Genomic DNA, 23,740 nt, shown 5'->3' with positions numbered 1-23,740 from the left:
CTATTATATTCGTTAAATAATTATGCTATTTTATAAGCACCGTCTCCGATATCGACTACATAGAATTCCGCTTCGTGTCCGACTTTTTCCTCGTACGCTTTACCAATGGTCTCAATAAAGGTGTCTACTGCATCATTTTCAACAATACTTACCGTACATCCTCCGAATCCGCCTCCTGTAATTCGGGAACCGATGACTCCCGGAATCTTCCATGCCAGATCTACCAAAATATCAATTTCCTCACAGGACACCTCATAATCATCTCTCAGAGAAACGTGAGACGCATTCATCAGTTCACCGAACAGCTTCACATCACCGGCCTGAAGAGCTGCTACTGCACGGATTGCTCTCTGATTTTCATATACCGCATGTTTTGCTCTCTTACGTCTGATTTCATCTTTGATGGCAGATTTGTGAGTCTCGAATTCCTGCTCTGTCAAATCGCCCAAAGTCTGAATCTCAACCTCTGCCTGAAGTTCTTTCAGTGCAGTCTCACATTCATTTCTTCTATCATTATAGGCAGAATCCACCAGACTGTGTTTTACCTTGCTGTTGGTAATGACGATTCTTGCATTCTCAAGAACCACCGGTGCATACTCATAATGCAGCGTATTCGTATCCAGGAAAATCGCATGATCCTTTTTGCCCATAGCGCTTGCAAACTGATCCATAATACCACAGTTACATCCATTAAAGTTGTTCTCTGAATCCTGCCCGATCAGTGCGATTTCAACCATTGACACATCAAATCCAAAAACATCTTTAATAATCAGACCGGTCAGAACCTCCAGTGATGCTGAAGAAGACAAACCGGAACCATTCGGGATATTACCATAAATCAGAATATCCAGTCCATGTGTAAGCTTGTATCCTCTCTTTTCAAATGCCCACATAACTCCCTTCGGGTAGTTTGTCCATCCGGCTTTCTTGGACGGAACCAGATCATCCAGACTAGTCTCAATGATTCCAAGTTTTTCAAAATTTGCAGAATAAAAACGAATCACTCTGTCTTCACGGCTTCTTACAATTCCATAGGTTCCGATTGTAAGAGCACATGGGAATACGTGTCCCCCGTTATAGTCTGTATGCTCTCCGATTAAGTTTACTCTTCCCGGTGCAAAATATTTCTGGATTTCTCCACCATTTCCATATAATTTTTCGAATTTTTCAACTAATTTCTGTACCATTTCTATGTCTTCTCCTTTTACTCTATTTCTGCACAGTGCTTCGTTTCCCTGTTGCAGTTCTATCCTTCTTGTTTTATAATTATAATGAGATTAAAATCATCCGGCAATAAGTATAATATACAAAACTATAACTATATTGAGTTTTATCCGAAAGGCGACAAATATGATTCAGATTAGTATCGGTGGCAACCGAAAAGAAATGAAATCCCACGGAGACTATCATTTTCCCGTTCATATCAGCGAGGAATCCATCAGCACTTATGAGGGTGGTGCTTTCCTCTGGCACTGGCATCCGGAAGTTGAACTGACATGGATTCGGTCAGGTCAGATTGAATACTACGTCAACGAAAGCCGATATATTCTTTCCGAAGGGGAAGGACTGTTTGGCAACAGTAATACCCTGCATTCCGGATATATGGTAGACGGACAGAACTGTGAATATTTGTCTATTACCTTCCACCCCCGCTTCATCTATGGTTACGAAAACAGCATTCTACAGACCAAATATGTAGAACCACTGATTTCCAACCCGGGCTGCAGCTCACTAAAGCTTGACCCCTGTACAGACTGGCAGGGCGAGATTCTGAATCTGATGCAGGAGATTCATTCCATGTCTGCCCATCCGCCTTTAGATTATGAGATGAAGCTACATTTGTACCTGTCACGCATCTGGCAGCTTCTCTATCTCTATTTTGCCTCTATTCCGGACGTTGCTCCTTCCGAAGGCGAACATTTGGACAGACTGAAGGTGATACTTGGCTATATCCAGGAGCATTACAGCGAACCGATAACACTGGAAGACATTGCCGGGAGTGTGAACATCTGTCGGAGTGAATGCTGCCGTTTTTTCAAGAAACATATGAATATGACCCTGTTCGAATATCTGATGTTCTACCGGATTCAGCAAAGTCTTCCTCTGCTTAAAACAAATGAAAGTATTACAAAAATCGCCGGGATGACAGGATTTTCCAACCCCTGCTATTACGGCAAAATTTTCAGAAGATATATGAACTGTTCACCCAGTCAGTATCGAAAGGAAAAAAGCGGAACGCCGTAAAGCCACAGCGTTCCGCTTTCCGTATTTTATTCTGTTCAGGAGTCTCTTATTCCGGAATCTCCTCATAGTGTTTCATCAATGCCTGTGTTCCGAATTCTCCATATCCTTCCGCTTCCAGTTCTTCATAATTGGCAAGAACCTGACTCAGAACTTCCAGACTCAGATCGCTTCTATTGGCCTCCATAAGCGCCAGCTTCATATCCTTCACGAAATGCTTCAGGAAAAATCCCGGCGCAAAGTCCTCCGCCAGAATCTTCGGTCCAAAAGTACTGAGCTGTGTGCTTCCCGCAGCTCCCGTAGATACGGAATCCAACACCGTCTGAAGATCAAGCCCTTTTGCCTTTGCATAGGTAAGCGCCTCACACACACCTGACAGTGTACCAGCTATGATAATCTGGTTCGCCAGCTTGGCATGCTGTCCGCAGCCTGCTTCTCCCTGATAATTAATATTTGTTCCCATTGCTTCAAACAGAGGCCTGCATGCGTCAAAATCCTCCTTCTTTCCACCGACCAGGATAGAAAGAGTTCCCTTCTTTGCCCCGATATCTCCTCCCGTAACAGGGGCATCCAGAACATGATATCCTTTTTCCGTTCCTTCCTTATATATTTTCTCTGCCAGCATAGGACTTGTAGTAGTCATATCAATCAGATATGCCCCCTCTTTTGCACTATCCAGAATATTCTGTGGGTCAAAATAAACTTCTTCCACATCCTGAGGGAATCCTACGATTGTAATAACCGCATCCATGTCCGCAACACATTCCCGGATAGACTCATGAAAGACAGCACCTTCACTGATTACATCTTCAACCTTCGCTTTTGTACGGGCATAAATATGTAATTCAAATCCCGCTTTCATAAGATTACGTACCATGGATTTTCCCATGATGCCAACTCCGATAAATCCTATTTTTTTCATCATTTCACCTCGATATCCGTTTTTTCTTTATTATACCTGAAAGAGCATAAAAGAACAAATCCAAGCAGAATCATTGCTACAACCATCCAGCCTGTCAGCATTGCAGTTCCCATACCACAGAATTTATCATAATATCCCTTCAGATAAATAAGCACAATAATAAGAGGAATACCATAAGCCACATAAGGCCGTACAAACGAAGGAAACTTAATTCCATTTCCGGTATTGACCTCTGTCAGGAAATTTTCCCATCCCCATCCATTCTTTTTCGTACAAAATAATACATAACCAAGACTTCCCAAAGGCAGGAGATTATTGGATACAATAAAGTCCTCCAAATCCATAATAGTACTGCCTTCCCCCAGAAGCTGTATACCGGAAAGCAAATTAAATCCCAGTACACACGGCATGCTGAAGATGATAATCACCACTGCACATACCCACACACTTTTCTTTCTTGTCCATCCCAGCATATCCATATTAAAAGAAATCAGATTCTCAAATACTGCCACAATAGTCGAAAAGGCTGCAAAAGTCAGAAACAGAAAGAACAAAGCTCCCCAGAGGCGTCCGCCCGGCATCCGGGCAAAAATATTCGGAATTGTGATAAAGATAAGACTTGGTCCGGCTCCCGGCTCAATCCCAAATGCAAAGCATGCAGGAATAATAATAAATCCCGCCATCAATGCAACAAAAGTATCCAGTGCTGTAATCGTAACTGCCTCTCCGGTAAGACTTCTCTCCCTGTCCATATAGCTTCCGAATATAAGCATCGCGCCAATACCGATAGAAAGAGTAAAAAATGCCTGGCTCATGGCACCAAAAATCACATTACCGATTCCAACTTCCATCATCTTTCCAAAATCCGGAACCAGATAAAAACGAATTCCTTCCCCTGCTCCCTGAAGAAAAATAGAATGAACTGCCAGAACTACCATAATTGCTAAAAGAGCCGTCATCATTACCTTCGTCACGCGCTCAATACCGCCCTTCAGACCAAAAGCACATACAACAAATCCAATCACACAGATCAGTACAGTCCAGAATACCATAACGGGAGCATTTCCCATCATATCACCAAAGGCACCTGTAACCTCTTCCGGCGAAGCACCCACAAAATCTCCACGAATACTTTTAAAACAATAGTAAAACATCCATCCGCCAACGGTGGTATAAAACATCATCAGAAGATAGCTTCCTATAATTCCGATCCACTTCATCTGATGCCAGCCGGTTCCTGACGGCTCCAGCTTCTCGAAAGCTGCTGCCACACTCCGTCTGCTTCCTCGTCCGACTGCAAATTCACAGACCAGAACCGGGATTCCCATAATTAACAGAAAGAGCAAATAAATCAAAATAAATGCTGCTCCTCCAAACTCTCCACACATATAAGGAAATTTCCATACATTTCCAATTCCAATCGCGCATCCGGCAGAGACCAGAATAAATCCCAGACGCGATCCAAATTTTTCTCGTTTCATTAACCTCTCTCCTTGTCTTTTGTCATAGCTTAAATATTATACTATATTGAGAGGTTTGAATGCAATTTCTTAATTTACTTTTCTAATGTATATTGCCGAAAATGGCGAAAGATTTAATAACAGATCTCCATTTTCTACTATTCCATTACTAATCGGATAATCACCATAGCGAGGAGGCTCGCTGAAAAAAACCACCTCATATTTCCCATTCTCTAACGAAAGGGAGTATCCTTTCTGTTCCTTATCAGAAAAATTAAATACAGCAATCAGTTCCTGTTCTCTGCTTTTTCGCTTAAATGCATACACACAACGTTCCTCCTGATAGCAGTCTATCCACTGAAAACCCTCTTCCCTGTAATCCCACGCCCACAGCGCCGGATTATTCAGATAAAAAATATTCAGCGCTTTCATAAACTGATGAAAATTATCATGAACCGGATAATTTAGAAGCCCCCAGTCCATCTCCCGCTTCTCATCCCACTCACGGAATTGCCCGATCTCATTTCCCATGAAATTCAGCTTCTTGCCGGGATGCGCATACATATACATATAGAAAGCTCTCGCCTGAGGAAATTTCCGGTCATAATCTCCATTCATCTTCTGCAGGATAGTCGCTTTCCCGTGAACCACCTCATCATGGGATAACGGAAGCAGGTAATTCGCTTCAGGATAATACATCATAGAAAAAGTAAGCTTATGATAATCCCTTACCCTGTCCTCCGGTGCTGACTGGAAATAGGCCAATGTATCATTCATCCATCCCATATCCCACTTGTAATCAAATCCCAGGCCACCTTCCCAGACAGCTTTTGTCACACCGGGATATGAGGTGGAATCTTCTGCCGCAAGCAAAATTCCGTGATGCCGTTCCTTCAGCCCCTGATTCATATAACGAATGAATTCCACCGCATTTCCATTTACCCCTCTCGCAGGATCTCCCTGCCAGTAGATAATACGGCTGATGGCATCCATCCTGAGACCATCTATATGGTACTCCTCCAGCCAGTAATTTGCACAGGACTGGAGAAAACTTCTGACCTCTCCCCTGGAATGAATGAAATTCTTACTTCCCCATTCACTTTCACCCACATCCTGATTTGGATATTCATACAAAGGAGTTCCGTCATAATTTGCCAGAGCATAAGTGTCTACCGCGAAATGCACCGGTACAAAATCCAGAATCACTCCGATATTATTCCGGTGAAACCTGTCCACCATCTCTTTTAACTCTAACGCTGTTCCGTAACGGGCGGTAGGACTGAAAAATCCCGTCGACTGATATCCCCAGGATTCGTCACAGGGGTGCTCGCCAAGCGGCATCAATTCCACATAATTGTACCCATTTTCTTTCAAATAAGGTATCAGTATTTCTGCCAGCTCCTGATAATGATACCATCCATTTTCATCCAGAGGATTTTCTCTCCAGGAACCGGCATGAATTTCATAAATATTCAGCGGCTTCTCTCTGCAGTCGCTGCGCTTTCCCATCCATTCCTCATCCGAGAACTGATAAGCATTCAAATCTCTGACAATAGACGCACTGTTTGGTCGAAGTTCCATCCCATAGCCATATGGATCACAATGATCAACACATTCTCCATTTTTCTGATAAATCCGGTATTTATACATCATACCCGGTTTTGCATCCGGAATATAACATTCCCAAAAGTTCTGATCTCCGATTCTGTTCATTGATGTTTCCATCCACTGATTAAATTCCCCGATAACCGCTATTCTTTCCGCTGCAGGAGCAAATGTCCGAAAAACAGCACCAGTATCCGCTGCTTTACATCCAAGAAAATGATGTGCATCAAATATTTTCCCCGTATAAAATCCATATATATCCATACCGATTGTCCTCCATTTATTTGACTGGTGTCGTTTATCTTGCTATACTATTTTAATAAATAAAACACATGCATTCCATCATCAATATTTGTCTTCAGTTGGATAATTGACTATTTTGGAAAAGTGTTAAAAAAGAGGTACTGTTATGGATTTAAGAATTAAGCGGACCAGAGCCAATATCACCAATGCATTCATTGAGCTGCGTGCAAGAAAACCCATCGAAAAAATCACGATAAAAGAGCTTTCCGATCTTGCATTTATCAACAAAGCAACCTTTTATCAGCATTACAGAGATATCTATGACTTATCAGAGTCTTTGGAAAACGAACTGATCAATAATATCCTGCGTTCCATTCCACATCCGGACACTTTGATCGAAAATCCCAGTCGGGCAACCCTGGAAATCACCAAAGCCATGATGTCACAGACTACTCTGCTGCACACCCTGTTCTCCGGAAGCCGTCAGGATATTATGATTACGCGTTTAGAAGAAAATATACGGGATATTATTCTCAAAAAACATCCCGAATATGAAAATAACCTTGAAAAAGAAATACTGATTACATTTCTGATTCAAGGTTCTTTCCATGCCTTTTTAAAGCACAGCAGTACCGATACCGACACGGCTGTGCAGATCATAGCTGCCTATGCCAGCCATCTGGCGTAGGCGGCTGAACTTACCTTCTTAACTTTTCTTTCCAAAAAGATTCAGGAACTTCTCCCAGATAGTCATCTGTTCCTTCTCTGAACTCTCCACTTCAATAACATCCTCCAATGTTATTGCTTCCGTTTGAATTACAAACTGAACTGCATCTACATTGACATTCTTGTCAGAGACAAAAGATACTGTTTTCAAATCTCCCCCTGTAATACTTTCCATCATCTGGTCAATTTTATCTGAAATCTCTGTATCCATACCAGATGTTTTATCGCAAAGCTCTCCTGTTCCATCTTTCAGTTCTGTAATTCCGGAAAGCAGGTCTGTTGTCCCTTCATATAAGTTATTAGTCCCTGCTGCCAGCTCAGAACTTCCTTTTACTAAGGATATAGAACCATTAGATACCTGTGAATAACCTGCAACAATCTGTGCAACACCTGAAGTATATTCGTTAATTCCGGTATCCAGTTTTTCATATTCGCTGACCAGTGTACTAATTCCTGCTTTCAGTTCTGTCACATTCTGAACCAGACCCGATAGTGTACCGACCATTTCCTGAATTGCCTGATCGAACTGTGCATAACTGTCTTTCAGTTGTGATGCACCTTCTGCAAGTGGCCTGATATTCTCATGAACAGCTGCTATATAAGCCTGAGTTCCATCAATACATTGATTATTTGTTTCCAACAGGACAGCAATATTACTTAACGGATCTCTCACCGCATTCAGCATGTTTATAATCTGATTAACGATGTCTCCGACAAGAGGCATATCCGTATAGCCCAGCAATATCGCAATGACTTCGTCAATTTGACCAACAAGCGGACTTATTTGCTCAATTGCCTCAGAGTTTGCCGTTCTCAGCTCATCGACTCCCTGACCACTCTCACCTCTCATCGCAGCCTTATAGCCGTCCACATTAACCGAATTATACAAGGTCATAATATCGTCCGACAACTCCGTGATTCCTGATAATATCGCGGTTGAAGAAGCTGACAGTTCTTCCAGTTTTTCTGTAGAAATGGAGACACCCTCAAGAGAACTTTGAATCTTCTGCAATGCACCATAAATCTCAGCAGACCCTTCGGTAAGTTCAGGAGATTTCCCATTTAATTCGTTCAATCCTTTTTTAATCTCCGTAATACCGAAGTTCAACGATACAATTCCCGTATTCAGTGCAGTCGCGCCATTTTGCAGTTCACCTTTCACTCCATCTTGAAGCTTAACCGTTCCGTCTTTCAATTCTCCGGTTCCATCATCAATCTGTTCAATCGCGTCCAAAAGCTCTGTAACCTGCCCCATCAGTTCCTCATCATTCACTTCCACATCAAGCGACAACGGAACACCGTTGATTGCCACTGCACTCATCTCAAAATCTTCAACATCTGCAGTAACAGTCGTATCGATTCCCTTTCCCGGAAGCATTGTATAGGAAATCTGTTTATTTTTTCCCACATTTGCAAGTGTTGCATTCTCCGCAACAATATTGATACATTTTTCCGTATTCAAGGTGAAAGATGCCTGCAGGGCATAGTTTTCAAAAAAATCTCCCGGACAATCTTCATTTTCTGTTATCTTCAAACAAATCTTAAGACTACCGCTTCTTCCTGCCAGTTCTTCAGCTGAATATTCCTTTCCATCCAGATAATAACGGATAGAAATATTCCACGGAATCTCCTTATTACTCATCTTTCCTTTATAGTAAACTCTGTCTGAATCAGTAGAAAAAGTTATCTTGTCCCCATCTCTTGAAACCTTATCATTTGTATTCATCATCGTTATAGAATCATAATTCCCATAATCAACTACTTCTCCCCTGCCGAATATATTAACTACGTTAAGATCCTTCACGCCTCCCCCCTGCATCAAGATTGATATAAACCACTTCCTCTTTCTCACTCGGCACATCTGCCGCTAATGCCGGAATCACCATTGAAAATGACATCGTTCCCGCAAGAAATACTGCTACTATTCTTTTACTGTTTTTCATATTCTTTCTGCCCCTTTCCCGGATTATAAAATAAAATACCCCTCGTTGTTTTCTGAATCAGACCGTCAAATAAATACAAAAGTCCCGGCAATATAAAGATTACAGACACCAGTGAAAGCAAAGAACCCCTTCCAAGGTATCTTCCAAGCTGGGACAAAATTCCGTGACTTGAGAATTTCGCCAGCAGGAAACCTACAGCTGCCAGTGTCGTTCCCGATGTAAGCAGGGAAACGATTACTGCAGGAATTACTTTTGTAACTGCCTCTTTTTTATGCATACTCTGTCTGAATTCCATATAGCGGTCTGTCAGAAGAATCGCATAATCCACCGTAGCTCCTAATTGAATAGAGCTGATGATCAGGTATGCAATATAGAAGATCGTTGACCCCCAGAAATACGGAATTGCCATATTTACCCAAATCGCCGTCTCAATCGTAAGCACCAGGATTACCGGAAGTGTTACTGATTTCATGGATAGAAGTAAAACAAGAAACACAGCCCCTATCGCAATCAGATTTACCTTAACCGTATCGGCGGTAATCGTATCCATCAGATCATATGTACTGATTCCTTCCCCGGCGAGATAATATTCATCGGAATAATATTCATCAAGAATATTCCTGATTTCTTCTATCAATTCGAATGTTTCTTCACCCTCATAATCCGTTTCTACACTCACAACCAATCGATCGTAATTTTCTGAAACAAGCTGAGACAGTATCTCCTCATCCAGATATTCCTCCGGTATCTCCGCACCTCCCGTATTCATATAAGAAATAATACTTTTCACTTCCGGCAGTTCATTCAGATCATCTGTAAGTTTTCTCTCGGCAACCGGATTGCCTTTCGGCACCAGAATGGCGTAGGTATCACTTTTTCCAAAAATCTCTTGAATCGCAGCCGTATCTTTCCCCAGTTGTGTTTCTTTACCAAAAATCTGAGACGACCCATAATAAAACGAATTCTGATTTGACGCCAGAAATGAAGGTACCATAACAACCAGAAATACACATACCATAGGAATCATAATGCGGCGCACAAACCTTCCCAGTCTCTTAAATTCCGGCAGCAATCTGCGGTGATGGGTTTTCGCAATCAATGGATAGATCTTAAGTATCAGTACCGGCATAAAGATAAATACTGTCATCAGACTGATGGCCACTCCTTTTGCCAGTGCCATTCCAAGATCTGGACCTATTCCAAACCTCATAAACAAAAGTGCAAGGAAACCGATTACTGTCGTAAGTCCACTGGACAAAATAGATGACGTTGATTTACAAAGAGCCTGTACCATTGCCTCCTTTTTGTCCGGATATTCTAAAAGACATTCTCCATAACGATGAAGCAGAAAAATAGAATAATCCAGCAACACAGCAAGCTGCAAAATAGAACCCGCCGCGTTTGTCACAAAAGAAATCTCTCCGAAAATCAGGTTCGAACCCGAATTAATCATAATCGCAATACCAAGTCCTCCCAGAACGATCAGTGGTTCTATCCATGATGATGTAGTCAGAATCAGAACAAGCAGCACGATAAGTATAGCAAATATTACAGCAACTCTTATTTCCCTGACTGTACTTGTCGTTGCAATCGCCGTAGACACCGCATCCCCGCTCATGGAATTCTCATCACCGATCACCTCTCTGATTGCATCAACCGCTTCAATTCTCTGATTTTCATCTATTGTGAGCGTAAAAAGTGCTATATTATCCTTGTAGTAGGTCTCAATCACCTCATGATCCGACATTTCCAACGGCTGGTAAATATTCACCGCATCATCCAGCCACATAACTTCCATTACGCCCTCACACTCTTTTAACTTTTCTTTATATTCCAACGCCTCCGGTACAGTTACATCTCTCACCATTACACGTGCGTTAGGAATTCCCCCGTCAAATTCATCACTCATCTTTTCCAAAGAAACCGTTGATTTACTGTCCTCCGGAAGATAATCCTTCATATCATAATTTACTTTTACAAAGCCTTGAAGGATTGCACCTGCTACTGCCAGCACAACAAAAAACACAAGGATTTTATTCTGATTACTGACAACCTTTGAATAAAATTTCTGCATAGCTCCTCCCTTCTTTACCTCATCCATGAAATAAAGCCATTATCTTTTATCCCCTCACTTTACGCACTTTTGCCCAAAAATAAAACAGTCATTTATCATACATTTATCCTTTATCAGACAATCCATATCACATTGACCAATAAGTTTTCTTGCCATTATTGCCAGACAACTGTATAATAAATTTCATATCTATATTGGAAGGTAAAACATGAAAAACGAAGAAATCTCTTTGCAGACAAAAAAAAAGCTAGCCCAGTCCTTGAAAAAAGCGATGGAAAAGAAGCCTCTCTCGAAAGTGACTGTCAGCGAACTGATTAAAGATTGCAATATAAATCGGAATACTTTTTATTATCATTTTTCCGATATTTATGATTTATTAAAATGGATGTTTGAACAGGATGCCATCGAAGTAATAAAAAAGATTGATCTGCTGGTAGATGCCGAGGAGGCATTCCGCTTTGTTGCAGATTATGTAGATGATAACAGGCATATTATCAACTGCGCCTACGACTCTATGGGACATGAAGAAACAAAGCGCTTTTTCTATTCAGACTTTATCGGTGTTATGCAAAGTGTAATTGAGAATGGAGTCCGACAGTTAAAGCTCAATGTAAGCAGTGAATTCAAGAGCTTACTTGCTGATTTTTATACGGAAGCACTTGCCGGCAGTATGTTAAACTGGCTCAAGCAAAGAGAAAAATATGACAAAGAAGAATTTATTCAGGATCTTCTCTTCATTTGCCAGAATTCAATCCCATATCTTTTGAAAAAAAGGGCGGATTAGAAAACACAGCAGCACCGATACCGGTACTGCTGTGTTTTTATAGTTTTTTATGTTAATCATCTGGAGTAGGCGGCATTCTATTTCTGCAAATATTTTTCCTTCAGTTCTTCCACTTTCTTTTCATAAGCCTCTGTCTGCTTCTGACGTAAAAGCTGTGTCTGAATATTATCTTTCACATTCTCAAGAGGTGTCTCCTGCGCATCATTCTTTGCCTCAACTTTGATCAGATGATACCCAAACTGGGTTTTTACAGGACCAACAATATCGCCAATCTCCGCATCAAAAGCTGCATTCTCGAACTCTTTTACCATCTGTCCTCTGGTGAATTCTCCCAAATCTCCGCCCTTTGCGGATGACGGACAGGTAGAATGCTCTTTTGCGGCATCCTCAAAAGTTTTCGCACCACTCCTGATCATCTCCAGAACTTCTTTGCATTTTTCCTCTACTTCCATCAAAATATGCTTTGCACGAACACTGGGACCCTTTACAAACTGCTGTTTATTCTGCTCATAATAAGCCTTAATTTCTTCCTCAGATACTGTGACACTCTTCATTGTCTCGCGAATTGCAAGCTGTGCCAGAATATCTCTTTTTGCACTCTCCATAATTGTCTGAAACTCCTCTGTTTCTTCCAATTTCTCATCCGCTCCGAGTTCCGCAAACATGTGAAGTGCAAGGAACTGTTCCAGGCATTGTTTCTTAAACTGCGGATTGGAGATGTACGCCTGCTGTTCTCTTGGCAATCCCTGTAAAAATGCGTCAAACTCTGCCTGTGTAATTTCTTTTCCCGCAACTACTGCTATAACTTCCTGATTCATCTTAGTGTTCTCCTACGATTTTTCTGTCTTTCATATTTACCGAACAATTAACATTCGGCTGTGCTTATCATACTATAGATAATAACTTTAATCAAGAAAGACTCATTTTACCAAGCATCTTCTTCAATTCCAGAATTTCCTGCTCCTGTTCCTGCAGCTTCCGCACCTTATCTGCCAGCTCCTTATCCCGGTCTGCCAGCTCCTTATCCCGGTCTGCCAGCTCCTTATCTCGATCTGCCAATTCTTTATCCTTGCTTGCCAATTCTTTCTTCTTGTCATCTAACGCCTTCTGCCAATCTGCCAGTTCCTTCTTCAGTCCCTCAATCTCACCTTTCATATCATCAATCATAAAGTTTATTGTATTCTCATCCAGTTTTCTTAATGCTTCCGAGAACATTCCTATCGCCTCCTCCGGATGATGCCGAAAATACGCCACATCCTCATAAAGCTCTGCAAACCATGGAAAGTTTTCTATCACCTTTCGAATGTGTTCCGGTTTATCCGAACCAATAAAATACATCCAGGCCTCCAGTTCGCTCAATCCTTTTGTATCTTCTTTATTATCCTCAATTTTAAAGAAATTTTCAAGAGATATGAAGAAAAATTCTTCCAGAAGCTCTAATTGTAAACCTGTATCAAACTTCCATTCCCCGCGATGTAGATACTCATTTTCTATTTCTTTCAATTCTTTCGAATGTTTTTCCACAAGTACAATTGTATATACTTTTTTCATATCCTGATAGGTAAAATCATCCCCACGAAGACTTCTCTGTCTCTCATACTGCCGCATAACCATATCTGAAGCATAGCAAGATGCCCGCTGACCCGGGAAATAGACCCCTACTTTTTGAATTTCCACATCAGCCAGTTCTCCATTTTCAAATTCCACAATAATATCCAGAAATAGCTGAGAGCCTTTATCAGAAATCACTTGTTGTGTACATCAACACTTATTCAGTTACATTCTCTTCATTGTCGGGTTTTTCTTCGATTCAAAGCTCCGAAAATGAGACGCCTTCCGGCTAAGAATAATAAGGGGCAGTTAGAACTCTACCCCTATATCATAGATATTATATTACATTTTTACGCTTATGTAAAGTGTATGTTTCTTTTTTTGTATCATTCTCTACCTATCGCACATGGAATCCCGATTCTTTCTGTATGGGAATTATAAGCTCTGCCACATATTCAATACGAATAAAACTTCTTCTCTTCAGCATCTGGATCAGCTGATTCAGTTGTTCTTCTGTTCCCTGCGCTTCCATAACTACTGTTCCATCCCATTCATTTTTTACCCAGCCAGTCAGACCCAGCCCCTGCGCAAGGTACTGGGCACTATATCGAAATCCCACCCCCTGCACCCGGCCGGTAAATGTATATTGCTTTCTGATAATATCCATAACGTTCCTCTTTTATTAGAATTATTTATACATATTTTTCTTATACATGCACATTCTATAGCCGAAAGGAGTACATGCGTATGAAAGAAAAATTAGCAGATTATACTCAGACAAAAGATGCCTACGAAGGGAGCCGCGAATCTTTGGTTTACCGTGATTCCCCACTGCCACCTTCAAAAAAACCTGCCACAAATGTTTATGACGATGACAACATTCCCGATATTGATTTACCCAAAACAAAAAATGTATCACCCGACGAAGTTCCTCGTCGTGACGGTCCCGGTGGAGAGTAGCCTTTTATGGCTTCTCTCCACACAGGATTTATATAATGCAAAAAAGGATCTCTATAGATTATCCCAATCAATCCGTTCATTTTTATAAAAGAATTCTTTGTCATGTTCACCGACGTTTCTTAATACACGGCATGGATTACCCACTGCCACAACATTATCCGGAATATCCTTTGTCACAACACTTCCCGCACCGATTACCGTATTTTTCCCAATGTGAACACCCGGAACAATGACAACGTTCGCATCAATCCAGACATTTTCGCCGATGTAAACATCTTTATTATACTGGAGTGCCCTGCCCCGCAATTCTTCATTAATCGGATGATTAGCCGTTGCAACCGTAACATTTGGTCCGAACATTACTTTATCACCCACATAGATGTGACCGTCATCAACCATTGTCAGATTCGAATTAGCATAAATTCCAGAACCGAAATGGACATGATGACCTCCCCAGTTTGCATGGAACGGCAGTTCAATATAGCAATTTTCTCCACATTCCGCAAAAACCTCCTTCATGTAGCGTTCCTTTTTCTCATAATCCGAAGGCTTCAACTGATTAAACTCCCAGAGCATATCCTGATATGGTACCTGTTCTTTCATTATATCTTTATCTCCGGGATCATAGAGCAGCCCAGCCACCATTCTCTCATATTGTGTCATAATATCCTCCTAATCTGCTTAATATCCATTAATTATTCTTATTTTTTAATTCATTTATCATATTCAAAAACAGGCTGGCACTTTCGTACCAGCCCATCTCTCTATCCTCTTACCAGGTTAATTCCAGGTATAAATCTTTATACTGTTTTGCAGCATTATCCCATGAGAAGTTCTTGTCCATATCTCTCTGAACCATCTCATCCCAATGCCAGCGATCTGTAAAGAATAATGTCTTTGCTCTGTTAATTGCATCTAACAACAATCCTGCCTCATAGCGGTCAAAGGTAAAACCATTACCTGTATTGTAGAACATGTTATATGGCTCTACCGTATCTTTCAATCCACCTGTCTCACGAACAATCGGTATTGTACCGTAATGCATAGCAATTAACTGGGTCAGTCCGCAAGGCTCGAACTGCGAAGGTACTAAGAATGCATCTGCACCTGCATAGATTTTGTGAGCTCTCGTCTCATCATACATAATGTTAGAGCATACATTTCCTTTATAAGCATTTTCATAATACCGGAAGGAATTCTCATAGACATCATCACCTGTACCCAGTATTACAACCTGCGTATGCTCGTCCATAATCTGCGGAAGAATCTGATTTACCAGATCCAGTCCTTTCTGATTAGTCAGTCTGGAAATTAATCCGATCACAAATTTATGATCATCCTGGACAAGACCAAGCTCCTCCTGGAGTTTGCGCTTATTCACTCTCTTCTTCTCCAGCACGTTGGTGATGTCATAATTCTCAAAAAGTCTGGAGTCTGTAGCAGTATTCCAGATATCATAATCAATACCGTTTACAATACCTCTCAGTTTACCGGAATGGTATCTTAAGTGAGCATCCAGTCCTTCTCCATAATAATCTGTCTGAATCTCACCGGCATAAGTATGACTAACCGTAGTAATCACATTAGAATATGTCAAACCACCCTTTAACATGTTCGCATCATTATAACTTACCTTTAAGGCATCTTTATTAAACACATAATCCGGCAGACCTGTCCAGTATTTCAGTGTTGGAATATTATAAATTCCCTGGAAACGTAAATTGTGGATTGTCAGGATCGTCTTAGCAGCGGTCAGTTTGGATTCCTCGAACAGTGTTCTCAAATATACCGGCACAAGCGCTGCCTGCCAGTCATGACAATGAATGATATCCGGAACCCAGTTCATATAACTCAATGCTGACAATGCTGCCTTTGCAAAATAGCAGTATTTCGGAATATCATCAATCAGGTTTGTATACGGATTTCCGCTGCTGAAAAATTCTTCATTATCAATAAAGTCATACACAACGCCATCCCAGACATATTCCATAATTCCCACATAGAAAGATCGTCCGTCTGAGCATAAATTCATCTCAAAGGAACCTCTGTATACCATTTTCTGCTGATATTCCCATGGAATGCATTTATAACGCGGAAGGATGACCTTTACATCACAATTCTGTTTTACCAGGGCCTTCGGAAGCGCATACATAACATCTCCCAAACCACCGGTCTTAACAAACGGATAACACTCAGATCCAATAAAAGCAACACTTCTTCTTGGAGTCGTATATACTTCATATTCCGGCTCTTCTACAATCTCCGGTTCCTCAGCTTTCACTTCCTCAGCAGGCTCTGCCTGTGGCTCTTCTACTTTTACCTCTGCAGCAACCTCAACCTTCGGCTCTTCTGCTTTCACTTCCTGGGCAGCCTCAACCTTCGGCTCTTCTGCCTTCACTTCCTGGGCAACCTCAACCTTTGGCTCTTCTGCTTTCACTTCTTCCACAGGCTCTGCCTTCGGTGCAGCTTTTTTTGCAGTCGTCTTTGCAGTTGTCTTTGTCGCTGCTTTCGTGGTTTTTTTCGCAGTTGTTTTCGCTGTGGTCTTAGATGCTGTTTTTGTTGTTTTTGCTGCTTCCTTCGCTTCCTCTTTCACAGCCTCTGCTTTCGGCTCTTCTGCTTTTACTTCCTGAGCCGCTTCTGCCTGTGGCTTTGCAGCAGCTTTTGTTGCCGTCTTTGCTGTAGTTCTCGCTGTCGTCTTTTTTGCCGGAGTTTTCTTCTCAGCGGTAGTTTTGGTAGCTTGTTTTCTTGCCATCTTATACCTCCCAAATTACAATATTTCAACATTTACTATGATATTTACTCTCAAATAATCACTTCTTAAATATTATAACACAAATACAACAATAGGCAAATATCAATCTGTAGTTCTACGGTAACTTCTGTCAAAATATCATGTATCTGCTGCTTCATTTCCCTTTACGAGCTCCGCCCATTCTTCATCTCATATACTACATCTGCCACATTCATTGTGGATTTTCTATGGGAAACCAGAACCACCGTTTTCTTCTTCGCCGCTTCCCGCAGCGATTTCAGAATAATTCCTTCATTCAACGAATCCAGATTACTGGTCGGTTCATCCAGCAGAATCAGCGGTGCATCATGCAGAAATGCCCTTGCTATTCCGATTCTCTGCCTCTCACCACCAGAAAGGGTATCTCCCAATTCCCCTACTTCCGTATCATATCCATCCGGCAATGTCATGATAAAATCATGGATAGAGGCTTTTTTTGCTGCCTCTATAATCTCTTCCATGGATGCTCCGGGCTTTCCGACTGCAATATTTTCTGCAATAGAATTATGGAACAGATGCGTTTCCTGTGTAACATAACTTTCCATGTCGCGCAGATGCCCGGTCGGTGTTTCCCGCACATCCCAGTCATCTACGACAATTCTGCCCTGATTCACATCCCAGAACCGCATAAGAAGTTTCAACAGTGTTGATTTCCCAGAACCACTTACTCCGTGAATTCCTGTAATCTTACCAGACTCCAGTTGAATAGAATAATCATCCAAAATAGTTTCCTCTTCGTAAGCAAAAGACACACGTTCTACCGCGGCTCCTTCAAAGTTTGCCTGATTCTCTTTCACACCAATATTTCCTGGAATTTCTTCCACCAATGGACTTTCTTCCAGAAGTGACAATACACGCTCTCCGCTTGCCAGGGTCTGATTAAGATTATTAGATAAACTGGACAATGCAACCACCGGCCCAAAAGACCCCATCATGGCAATCGTACAGATCAGTATTCCTTCGAATCCCATTTCGCCTTTTAAATTTAATCCGATACACAATGCCAGCATTCCAAAGGAGGCAAGTAAAATCACCAGATTCGTTATTGCTCTCTGGAATCCCTCTATTCTGCTTAAATCTTCCTGTATACCTGTAAGTTTTTCAGAACGAAGAGACATTTGCTTTTTTCTGACTTCACCCTGCCCGTACTGAATCGTTTCATCCAGTCCTCTGAGAGAATCCAATACAAAACTATTCAGTTCTCCAAAACCAGTCCTGAACTCCATTCCCTTCTCTCCGCCTTTTCGCCCGTTCCACAATGGGATTGCCACTCCTACGATCAGATATGCTGCTAGAGCCAAAAGTCCGGCCAAAACATGGTATCTCCCAATAAAAATCACCATAATCAGCGAAGTCAGCACCGCAATGGCAATCGGGGAAATGGTATGTGCATAGAACACTTCTAACAATTCAATATCAGTTGTTATAATCGAAATCAGATTTCCTTTATCCCGCCCTTCCAGCTTTGCCGGACACAATTTCCTGAGTGCCGCAAATACCTTGTGTCGGATGATTGCCAATAATTTAAACGCAATAAAGTGGTTACAATATTGCTCTGCATAATGAAGGATCCCTCTGAGAACTGCAATCACAATCATTACCGTAAGGATTGTCTTCACTGGAATATCCGTATCTGCAACAAAATGATTTATAATGGCCTGACCGGCAAGAATGGTGAGAAAGATCGCACATAAGTATCCTGTTGTTCCAAGTATAATCGCCGCCAGCATTATGTGAAACAGCGGTTTTACCAGCCCGATCAGACTCCCCATAATTACCAATGCACTTCTCCTTTTGTTTTCTCCTCTCATGCAGCCCCCTCCTCCCCGTAATTTTCCAGCTTCATCTGACTTTCATACAGAAATTTGTATGCACCATCCTTTTCCATCAGCTCATTATGCTTCCCTTTTTCCCTGATTTCCCCGTCTTTCAGGAAATAGATACAGTCAGATTTCACAACATTTGCCAGTCTGTGAGAAATCAGCAAGACCATTTTTTTCTTTGACAGTTCGTGAATCACATCCATGATCATTTCTTCACTTTCCACATCAATATTGCTGGTTGCCTGCTTTTTCCTGTAATTTCGTCTGAAGCCCTTCCTGCGACTTCAGAAATTCCCACAGGTTTACTTTTTTAAGCACACACTCTAAATCCCCTGTTTTTTCCAGCCAGAAGTCCTGCAACTGTACTCTTACCACACCCGGATTCTCCCACAAGAGAGACAAAACTCCCAGTTGGCAGATCCATATCAATTCCTCTTAATATTTCTCTGCCTTCCTCATAAGAGAAATGGACATTTTTTAACGAAATATCAAGTGGTTCTTCCGGCAGTGTCCTTTCTCCACATTTTGGTTCCGGCAAATCCAGAATATAAAAAATCTTATCACTGGCTGCCATTCCATTCATGGCGATATGGAAAAACGAACCAAGCAGTCTGAGAGGCAGAAAAAATTCACTTGCCAGCAAAACAACGCACAGAGTTCCCGATACAGTAAGATTTCCTTTTAAAAAATCAGTCACTGCAATTGCCATTCCAATCGCTGCTCCACCATACGCAATAATATCCATTACACTGGTGGAATTAAGCTGCATGGTCAGAACCTTCATAGTAATCCTGCGGAAATTCTGGGACTCCAGATCCATCTCTTCCGCTTTCTTTCCATCCGCTTGGTAGATTTTCAGCGTGGTAAGTCCCTGCAGATTTTCAAGGAAAGAATCTCCTAATCCAGTGTAAATACTCCAATATTTATTCAATAGTTTCTTTGCAATTTTCTGTACCACGATGATCGAAATAGGAATTAATGGTACACAAATGAGGAGGATTGCACTTGCTTTGAGACTTACTCTGCACAGAATGACGAACAACGTAATCGGCGCGAGTAAACTGTAGAACAACTGAGGAAGATATTTTCCAAAATAGGTCTCCAACTGTTCCACTCCCTCAACGGAAACCTGAACCACTTCCGAAGATGACACACTCTCCCGGTAAGAAGCTCCAAGCTTTAACATTTTCTCATAAATCTTCTCACGCAGAATCCTTTTCACATCCACACATGCCAGATAGGAAGATTTCGTTGCCATCCTCTCACAGATAAAACGTATAGCAACCATCAGCATCAGAATCAGTGAAGTGCGCCAAATGACCTGCATCGTCAATGTGCGATACATCACCCTTTCGAGCAATTCCGCAATAACAAAAACTGCCAGTATCTGTGACAGCAGCGCTGTCCACTGCCACAGAACCGTATATACAATATATTTTTTTGCGTGGGATAAGAGTCCCATCAGTCTTGTCCTAATCATAAATCTATCCTATCTACTTTTTTACTCCATACATTCAGAAAAATTTCCATCCGGTTTCACTGTCTTTACTCTCCGGAAAAAATACCAGAGATGCCAGATCCACACAATCGTAAGGCAGGCTCTTCCTATCGGCGCATTCTTCATACACAGAAAACTGATAGCCATCATTGCTGTCACCATACCGGAAATACGCAGCTTCGTACCCGCCGTCATTGCCCTCCTCTTTACAAAGCTGTCCAAATGTTTCTCATACAATTTTGTTCCAATAAACCATTCATGTAATCTGGAAGAACTCCTGGCAAACCAAAATACCGTCGCCATATAAAATGGGACAGTCGGTAAAATCGGAAGTATGATTCCGATCGTACCCAGCCCCAGACATAAAAATCCTAAAATAATCCACAAAATTCTTAACGGTTTTTTATTCATAAATGTTAACCTTTTTCCTTTCAAAAATAGATGACGTATAAAAAGGAGCCTTTCAAACCGGGCCTTAACTCAGTTTGAAAAGCTCCGTAATTGAAATACGATTTTTCGTTCCAGCACTCCAATCTGCTCCAGAGCATCCATCGTTCGATATACGGTGGCTATTCCGATTCCCGGATCTTTTTTATGTGCAAGGACATAGACCTCTTTGCAGCAGGAAATATTTCCTTCCAGAATAATATCTATCAATAGTTCCCGCTGCTTCGTAATCCGAAATCCATTTTTTCTAAGTCGTGCTATGATCACGTCTTTTTGCATGTCACCACCTCGGTACCTTAATGACAATGTCCGCTGCAGTGTTTACAATCCTGTCCGCACTGCAGGGATTTCCCTGCCTTTTTATCTTTTACCACACTACGGATGATGATTCCTAAAACACCTGCAAGTATTACAAGCACAATTGCTGTTCCCATAAGTTCATACCTCCCATTTCAAAACTTTCCGTCCATTAAGCTCTTACTTTCCCTGCAATACTCTTTGGTACTGTCAGGCTCTGATTTTCTTTGTAAGGGCGCAGCAGCAGATACAAAAATCCGATTATACAAATCACTGCCGCAACCGTTCCAATTCCTACTGATCCCGTCGTAATTACGTTTCCAATCTGATATACACAGAGAGAAACCACATAAGCGAACAGTGTCTGATATCCAATTGCAAACCAGAACCATTTTGCATTGTTCATCTCACGCCTGATTGCTCCCATGGCCGCAAAGCACGGTGCACAGAGCAGATTGAATACCAGGAAGGAATACGCTGCAATCGGAGTCATTGCTCCTGCAAGGGATCCCCAGATCTCTGCCCCATCTTCTGCAACTTCTCCAAATCCATACAGGATACCGAACGTACCAACAACATTTTCTTTTGCAACCAGTCCCGTAATCGCTGCCACTGCTGCTTTCCAGTCTCCCCAGCCAAGCGGAGCAAAAATCCACGCAACAGCAGAACCGATAGAGGCCAGGATGCTGTGATTCATATCTTCTACCATACCAAAGCTTCCGTTTTCCACTCCGAAGCTCTGGGCGAACCATACGAAGATGGTGGAAAGAAGAATGATTGTTCCGGCTTTCTTAATAAATGACCAGCCCCGTTCCCAGGTACTTCTGAGTACATTTCCAACCGTCGGCAGATGATATGCCGGAAGCTCCATGACGAACGGTGCCGGATCTCCTGCAAACATCTTCGTCTTCTTTAAAATGATACCGGAACAGATAATCGCTGCAATACCTACGAAATATGCACTCGGCGCTACCCATGCAGCTCCATCGAAAAGTGCCCCTGCAATCAGGGCAATAATCGGCAGTTTCGCACCACAGGGAATAAATGTTGTAGTCATAATGGTCATCTTACGGTCTCTGTCATTTTCAATGGTTCTGGAAGCCATAACTCCCGGAACGCCACACCCCGTACCAATCAGCATTGGAATGAATGATTTGCCGGATAAACCGAATTTACGAAAGATTCTGTCCATGATAAATGCAATACGCGCCATGTATCCACACCCTTCCAGAAACGCCAGGAAGAGAAATAATACCAGCATCTGCGGCACGAAACCAAGTACTGCACCTACACCACCGATGATACCGTCTACCACCAGTCCTGTCAGCCAGTCTGCGCAGCCAATGGATTCCAGTGCCCCCTGAGCAGAAGGAAGTATCCACTCCCCAAACAAAGTGTCATTTGTCCAATCCGTCAGAATCGTTCCTACTGTTGTAACAGATACATAATATACAACAAACATTACAAGGGCGAAAATCGGCAATGCCAGAAAACGATTTGTCACAACGCTGTCGATTTTATCGGACACAGACATCTGTTTCTTTACACGTTTTTTATAGCAATTTTCAATAATCCTTCCTATATAATTGTATCTCTCTCCTGTGATAATGCTTTCCGCATCGTCATCCATCTCCTGCTCGCAGCTTACAATATCCTCTTCGATATGTGCCAGCAATTCCCGATTCAGCTTCAGACTCTCCTGAACCTTTGCATCGCGCTCAAAAAGCTTTACCGCATACCATCGTTCCATGCTTTCTTCTACACGACCACAGATTGCTTCTTCGATATGAGCAATCGCATGCTCCACACAGCCTTCAAAACGGTGTGCCGGCTGAACATTTTTGCCGCTTTTTGCGATTACCACAGCCCTCTGCGCCAGCTGATCGATTCCCTCGCCTTTTAATGCGGAAATTTCTATCACCTTGCATCCGGTATCCTTACCCAGCCGTTCCACATCTAATACTTCGCCGTTCTTTCTCACCAGATCCATCATATTCACTGCAATGATGACCGGAATTCCAAGCTCCGTAAGCTGGGTAGTCAAATAGAGGTTTCTCTCCAAATTCGTACCATCAATAATGTTAATAATCGCATCCGGCTTCTCCCCTAACAGAAAATTTCTGGATACTACTTCTTCCAGGGTATACGGTGACAGAGAATAAACGCCCGGCAGGTCCACCAGAACCGCTTCATCTCCTTTCGCCGTATATCCTTTGATTTTACCTTCTTTCTTTTCAACCGTTACTCCGGGCCAGTTTCCAACGAACTGATTGGAACCGGTAAGTGCATTAAACAATGTCGTCTTTCCACTGTTCGGATTACCCGCAAGCGCAATTTTTACTCCCATATTCATCCTCACTTTCCAATTATTTGTC

At 42.0% G+C, this 23,740-nt stretch carries 21 protein-coding genes and 1 pseudogene; 4 read left to right on the top strand and 18 right to left on the bottom strand.

Features of this window, described 5'->3' with window-relative positions:
- Positions 1–20: 20 nt before the first annotated feature.
- A complete protein-coding gene (locus tag ACQRCC_RS10955) occupies positions 21–1,187 on the bottom strand; it encodes a galactokinase (RefSeq protein WP_427850809.1) in 1,167 nt (388 codons plus the stop codon).
- Between the two features lie 163 nt (positions 1,188–1,350).
- Between ACQRCC_RS10955 and ACQRCC_RS10950 the strand changes: the two genes are divergently transcribed.
- A complete protein-coding gene (locus ACQRCC_RS10950) occupies positions 1,351–2,244 on the top strand; it encodes an AraC family transcriptional regulator (RefSeq protein WP_427850808.1) in 894 nt (297 codons plus the stop codon).
- Positions 2,245–2,290: 46 nt separating this feature from the next.
- On the opposite strand, the gene ACQRCC_RS10945 is transcribed toward ACQRCC_RS10950, so the two are convergent.
- From ACQRCC_RS10945 to glgB, 3 genes are all read right to left on the bottom strand, one after another.
- Positions 2,291–3,163 (bottom strand): NAD(P)-dependent oxidoreductase, encoded by an 873-nt coding sequence (locus tag ACQRCC_RS10945; protein WP_427850819.1) that lies wholly within the window; start codon positions 3,161–3,163, stop codon positions 2,291–2,293.
- Complete coding sequence (locus ACQRCC_RS10940) at positions 3,163–4,644, bottom strand: sodium-dependent transporter (RefSeq protein WP_427850807.1); 1,482 nt, start codon at positions 4,642–4,644, stop codon at positions 3,163–3,165. The genes ACQRCC_RS10945 and ACQRCC_RS10940 overlap by 1 nt, the downstream gene beginning before the upstream one ends.
- A 69-nt stretch (positions 4,645–4,713) precedes the next feature.
- The gene (glgB, locus tag ACQRCC_RS10935; RefSeq protein ID WP_427850806.1) at positions 4,714–6,492 is read right to left on the bottom strand and encodes a 1,4-alpha-glucan branching protein GlgB; all 1,779 of its coding nucleotides are present in this window, start codon (positions 6,490–6,492) and stop codon (positions 4,714–4,716) included.
- A gap of 145 nt (positions 6,493–6,637) precedes the next feature.
- Here glgB and ACQRCC_RS10930 point away from each other — a divergent pair, with 145 nt between their 5' ends.
- On the top strand, positions 6,638–7,159 hold the full coding sequence (locus ACQRCC_RS10930) for a TetR/AcrR family transcriptional regulator (protein WP_427850805.1): 522 nt from the start codon (positions 6,638–6,640) through the stop codon (positions 7,157–7,159).
- Positions 7,160–7,177: 18 nt separating this feature from the next.
- Here ACQRCC_RS10930 and ACQRCC_RS10925 read toward each other — a convergent pair whose 3' ends face one another.
- From ACQRCC_RS10925 to ACQRCC_RS10915, 3 genes are read right to left on the bottom strand one after another with little or no spacing between them, the layout of a single operon-like run.
- Positions 7,178–9,001 (bottom strand): hypothetical protein, encoded by a 1,824-nt coding sequence (locus ACQRCC_RS10925; RefSeq protein ID WP_427850804.1) that lies wholly within the window; start codon positions 8,999–9,001, stop codon positions 7,178–7,180.
- Positions 8,988–9,140, bottom strand: a complete 153-nt coding sequence (locus ACQRCC_RS10920; protein WP_427850803.1) for a hypothetical protein — start codon at positions 9,138–9,140, stop codon at positions 8,988–8,990. Before ACQRCC_RS10920 ends, ACQRCC_RS10925 begins: the two co-directional genes overlap by 14 nt.
- On the bottom strand, positions 9,127–11,214 hold the full coding sequence (locus ACQRCC_RS10915; protein ID WP_427850802.1) for an efflux RND transporter permease subunit: 2,088 nt from the start codon (positions 11,212–11,214) through the stop codon (positions 9,127–9,129). The genes ACQRCC_RS10920 and ACQRCC_RS10915 overlap by 14 nt, the downstream gene beginning before the upstream one ends.
- A 208-nt stretch (positions 11,215–11,422) precedes the next feature.
- Here ACQRCC_RS10915 and ACQRCC_RS10910 point away from each other — a divergent pair, with 208 nt between their 5' ends.
- Entirely contained in the window at positions 11,423–11,998 is a 576-nt protein-coding gene (locus ACQRCC_RS10910) for a TetR/AcrR family transcriptional regulator C-terminal domain-containing protein (protein ID WP_427850801.1), read from the top strand.
- Between the two features lie 77 nt (positions 11,999–12,075).
- Here ACQRCC_RS10910 and ACQRCC_RS10905 read toward each other — a convergent pair whose 3' ends face one another.
- The 3 genes from ACQRCC_RS10905 to ACQRCC_RS10895 all read right to left on the bottom strand — a co-directional run bounded on the left by ACQRCC_RS10905 (position 12,076) and on the right by ACQRCC_RS10895 (position 14,216).
- On the bottom strand, positions 12,076–12,816 hold the full coding sequence (locus tag ACQRCC_RS10905; RefSeq protein ID WP_427850800.1) for a peptidylprolyl isomerase: 741 nt from the start codon (positions 12,814–12,816) through the stop codon (positions 12,076–12,078).
- 91 nt (positions 12,817–12,907) lie between these two features.
- Positions 12,908–13,747 (bottom strand): PD-(D/E)XK nuclease family transposase, encoded by an 840-nt coding sequence (locus ACQRCC_RS10900; protein WP_427850799.1) that lies wholly within the window; start codon positions 13,745–13,747, stop codon positions 12,908–12,910.
- Between the two features lie 199 nt (positions 13,748–13,946).
- Positions 13,947–14,216: an acylphosphatase gene (locus ACQRCC_RS10895; RefSeq protein ID WP_427850798.1), complete on the bottom strand. Its 270-nt coding sequence runs from the start codon at positions 14,214–14,216 to the stop codon at positions 13,947–13,949.
- Between the two features lie 80 nt (positions 14,217–14,296).
- On the opposite strand from ACQRCC_RS10895, the gene ACQRCC_RS10890 reads away from it, so the two are divergent.
- Entirely contained in the window at positions 14,297–14,509 is a 213-nt protein-coding gene (locus ACQRCC_RS10890; protein ID WP_427850797.1) for a hypothetical protein, read from the top strand.
- A gap of 51 nt (positions 14,510–14,560) precedes the next feature.
- Here the strand turns inward: ACQRCC_RS10890 and ACQRCC_RS10885 are convergent, their stop codons facing one another.
- The 8 genes and pseudogenes from ACQRCC_RS10885 to feoB form a co-directional block, all read right to left on the bottom strand.
- Positions 14,561–15,172, bottom strand: a complete 612-nt coding sequence (locus ACQRCC_RS10885; protein WP_427850796.1) for a sugar O-acetyltransferase — start codon at positions 15,170–15,172, stop codon at positions 14,561–14,563.
- Between the two features lie 109 nt (positions 15,173–15,281).
- The gene (locus ACQRCC_RS10880) at positions 15,282–17,261 is read right to left on the bottom strand and encodes a glycogen/starch synthase (RefSeq protein WP_427850795.1); all 1,980 of its coding nucleotides are present in this window, start codon (positions 17,259–17,261) and stop codon (positions 15,282–15,284) included.
- Between the two features lie 164 nt (positions 17,262–17,425).
- Complete coding sequence (cydC, locus tag ACQRCC_RS10875; RefSeq protein ID WP_427850794.1) at positions 17,426–19,111, bottom strand: thiol reductant ABC exporter subunit CydC; 1,686 nt, start codon at positions 19,109–19,111, stop codon at positions 17,426–17,428.
- Positions 19,108–20,603: pseudogene (locus tag ACQRCC_RS10870) on the bottom strand (ABC transporter transmembrane domain-containing protein). The gene cydC and the pseudogene ACQRCC_RS10870 overlap by 4 nt, the downstream one beginning before the upstream one ends.
- 21 nt (positions 20,604–20,624) lie before the next feature.
- A complete protein-coding gene (locus tag ACQRCC_RS10865; protein ID WP_427850793.1) occupies positions 20,625–21,032 on the bottom strand; it encodes a YbaN family protein in 408 nt (135 codons plus the stop codon).
- Positions 21,033–21,101: 69 nt separating this feature from the next.
- Positions 21,102–21,347, bottom strand: coding sequence for a Fur family transcriptional regulator (locus tag ACQRCC_RS10860; RefSeq protein ID WP_427850792.1), 246 nt, complete (start codon positions 21,345–21,347; stop codon positions 21,102–21,104).
- A gap of 17 nt (positions 21,348–21,364) precedes the next feature.
- Entirely contained in the window at positions 21,365–21,502 is a 138-nt protein-coding gene (locus ACQRCC_RS10855; protein WP_427850791.1) for a FeoB-associated Cys-rich membrane protein, read from the bottom strand.
- Between the two features lie 35 nt (positions 21,503–21,537).
- Positions 21,538–23,712, bottom strand: a complete 2,175-nt coding sequence (feoB, locus tag ACQRCC_RS10850; protein ID WP_427850790.1) for a ferrous iron transport protein B — start codon at positions 23,710–23,712, stop codon at positions 21,538–21,540.
- Positions 23,713–23,740: the final 28 nt, after the last annotated feature.

The organism is Sporofaciens sp. SGI.106, from assembly GCF_050314255.1.
In the GTDB taxonomy this organism is placed as follows: Bacteria; Bacillota; Clostridia; order Lachnospirales; family Lachnospiraceae; genus Claveliimonas.
The sequence above is the reverse complement of the archived record's forward strand: the minus strand, read 5'-3'. Positions and strand labels throughout refer to the sequence as shown.

Excerpts from the sequence above, each read along its gene's own strand:
- ACQRCC_RS10955 (WP_427850809.1), bottom strand. The coding sequence starts at position 1,187 with ATGGTACAGAAATTAGTTGAAAAATTCGAAAAATTATATGGAAATGGT.
- ACQRCC_RS10950 (WP_427850808.1), top strand. The coding sequence starts at position 1,351 with ATGATTCAGATTAGTATCGGTGGCAACCGAAAAGAAATGAAATCCCAC.
- ACQRCC_RS10945 (WP_427850819.1), bottom strand. The coding sequence starts at position 3,163 with ATGAAAAAAATAGGATTTATCGGAGTTGGCATCATGGGAAAATCCATG.
- ACQRCC_RS10940 (WP_427850807.1), bottom strand. The coding sequence starts at position 4,644 with ATGAAACGAGAAAAATTTGGATCGCGTCTGGGATTTATTCTGGTCTCT.
- glgB (WP_427850806.1), bottom strand. The coding sequence starts at position 6,492 with ATGGATATATATGGATTTTATACGGGGAAAATATTTGATGCACATCAT.
- ACQRCC_RS10930 (WP_427850805.1), top strand. The coding sequence starts at position 6,638 with ATGGATTTAAGAATTAAGCGGACCAGAGCCAATATCACCAATGCATTC.
- ACQRCC_RS10920 (WP_427850803.1), bottom strand. The coding sequence starts at position 9,140 with ATGAAAAACAGTAAAAGAATAGTAGCAGTATTTCTTGCGGGAACGATG.
- ACQRCC_RS10915 (WP_427850802.1), bottom strand. The coding sequence starts at position 11,214 with ATGCAGAAATTTTATTCAAAGGTTGTCAGTAATCAGAATAAAATCCTT.
- ACQRCC_RS10910 (WP_427850801.1), top strand. The coding sequence starts at position 11,423 with ATGAAAAACGAAGAAATCTCTTTGCAGACAAAAAAAAAGCTAGCCCAG.
- ACQRCC_RS10905 (WP_427850800.1), bottom strand. The coding sequence starts at position 12,816 with ATGAATCAGGAAGTTATAGCAGTAGTTGCGGGAAAAGAAATTACACAG.
- ACQRCC_RS10895 (WP_427850798.1), bottom strand. The coding sequence starts at position 14,216 with ATGGATATTATCAGAAAGCAATATACATTTACCGGCCGGGTGCAGGGG.
- ACQRCC_RS10890 (WP_427850797.1), top strand. The coding sequence starts at position 14,297 with ATGAAAGAAAAATTAGCAGATTATACTCAGACAAAAGATGCCTACGAA.
- ACQRCC_RS10885 (WP_427850796.1), bottom strand. The coding sequence starts at position 15,172 with ATGACACAATATGAGAGAATGGTGGCTGGGCTGCTCTATGATCCCGGA.
- ACQRCC_RS10880 (WP_427850795.1), bottom strand. The coding sequence starts at position 17,261 with ATGGCAAGAAAACAAGCTACCAAAACTACCGCTGAGAAGAAAACTCCG.
- cydC (WP_427850794.1), bottom strand. The coding sequence starts at position 19,111 with ATGAGAGGAGAAAACAAAAGGAGAAGTGCATTGGTAATTATGGGGAGT.
- ACQRCC_RS10865 (WP_427850793.1), bottom strand. The coding sequence starts at position 21,032 with ATGAATAAAAAACCGTTAAGAATTTTGTGGATTATTTTAGGATTTTTA.
- ACQRCC_RS10860 (WP_427850792.1), bottom strand. The coding sequence starts at position 21,347 with ATGCAAAAAGACGTGATCATAGCACGACTTAGAAAAAATGGATTTCGG.
- ACQRCC_RS10855 (WP_427850791.1), bottom strand. The coding sequence starts at position 21,502 with ATGGGAACAGCAATTGTGCTTGTAATACTTGCAGGTGTTTTAGGAATC.
- feoB (WP_427850790.1), bottom strand. The coding sequence starts at position 23,712 with ATGGGAGTAAAAATTGCGCTTGCGGGTAATCCGAACAGTGGAAAGACG.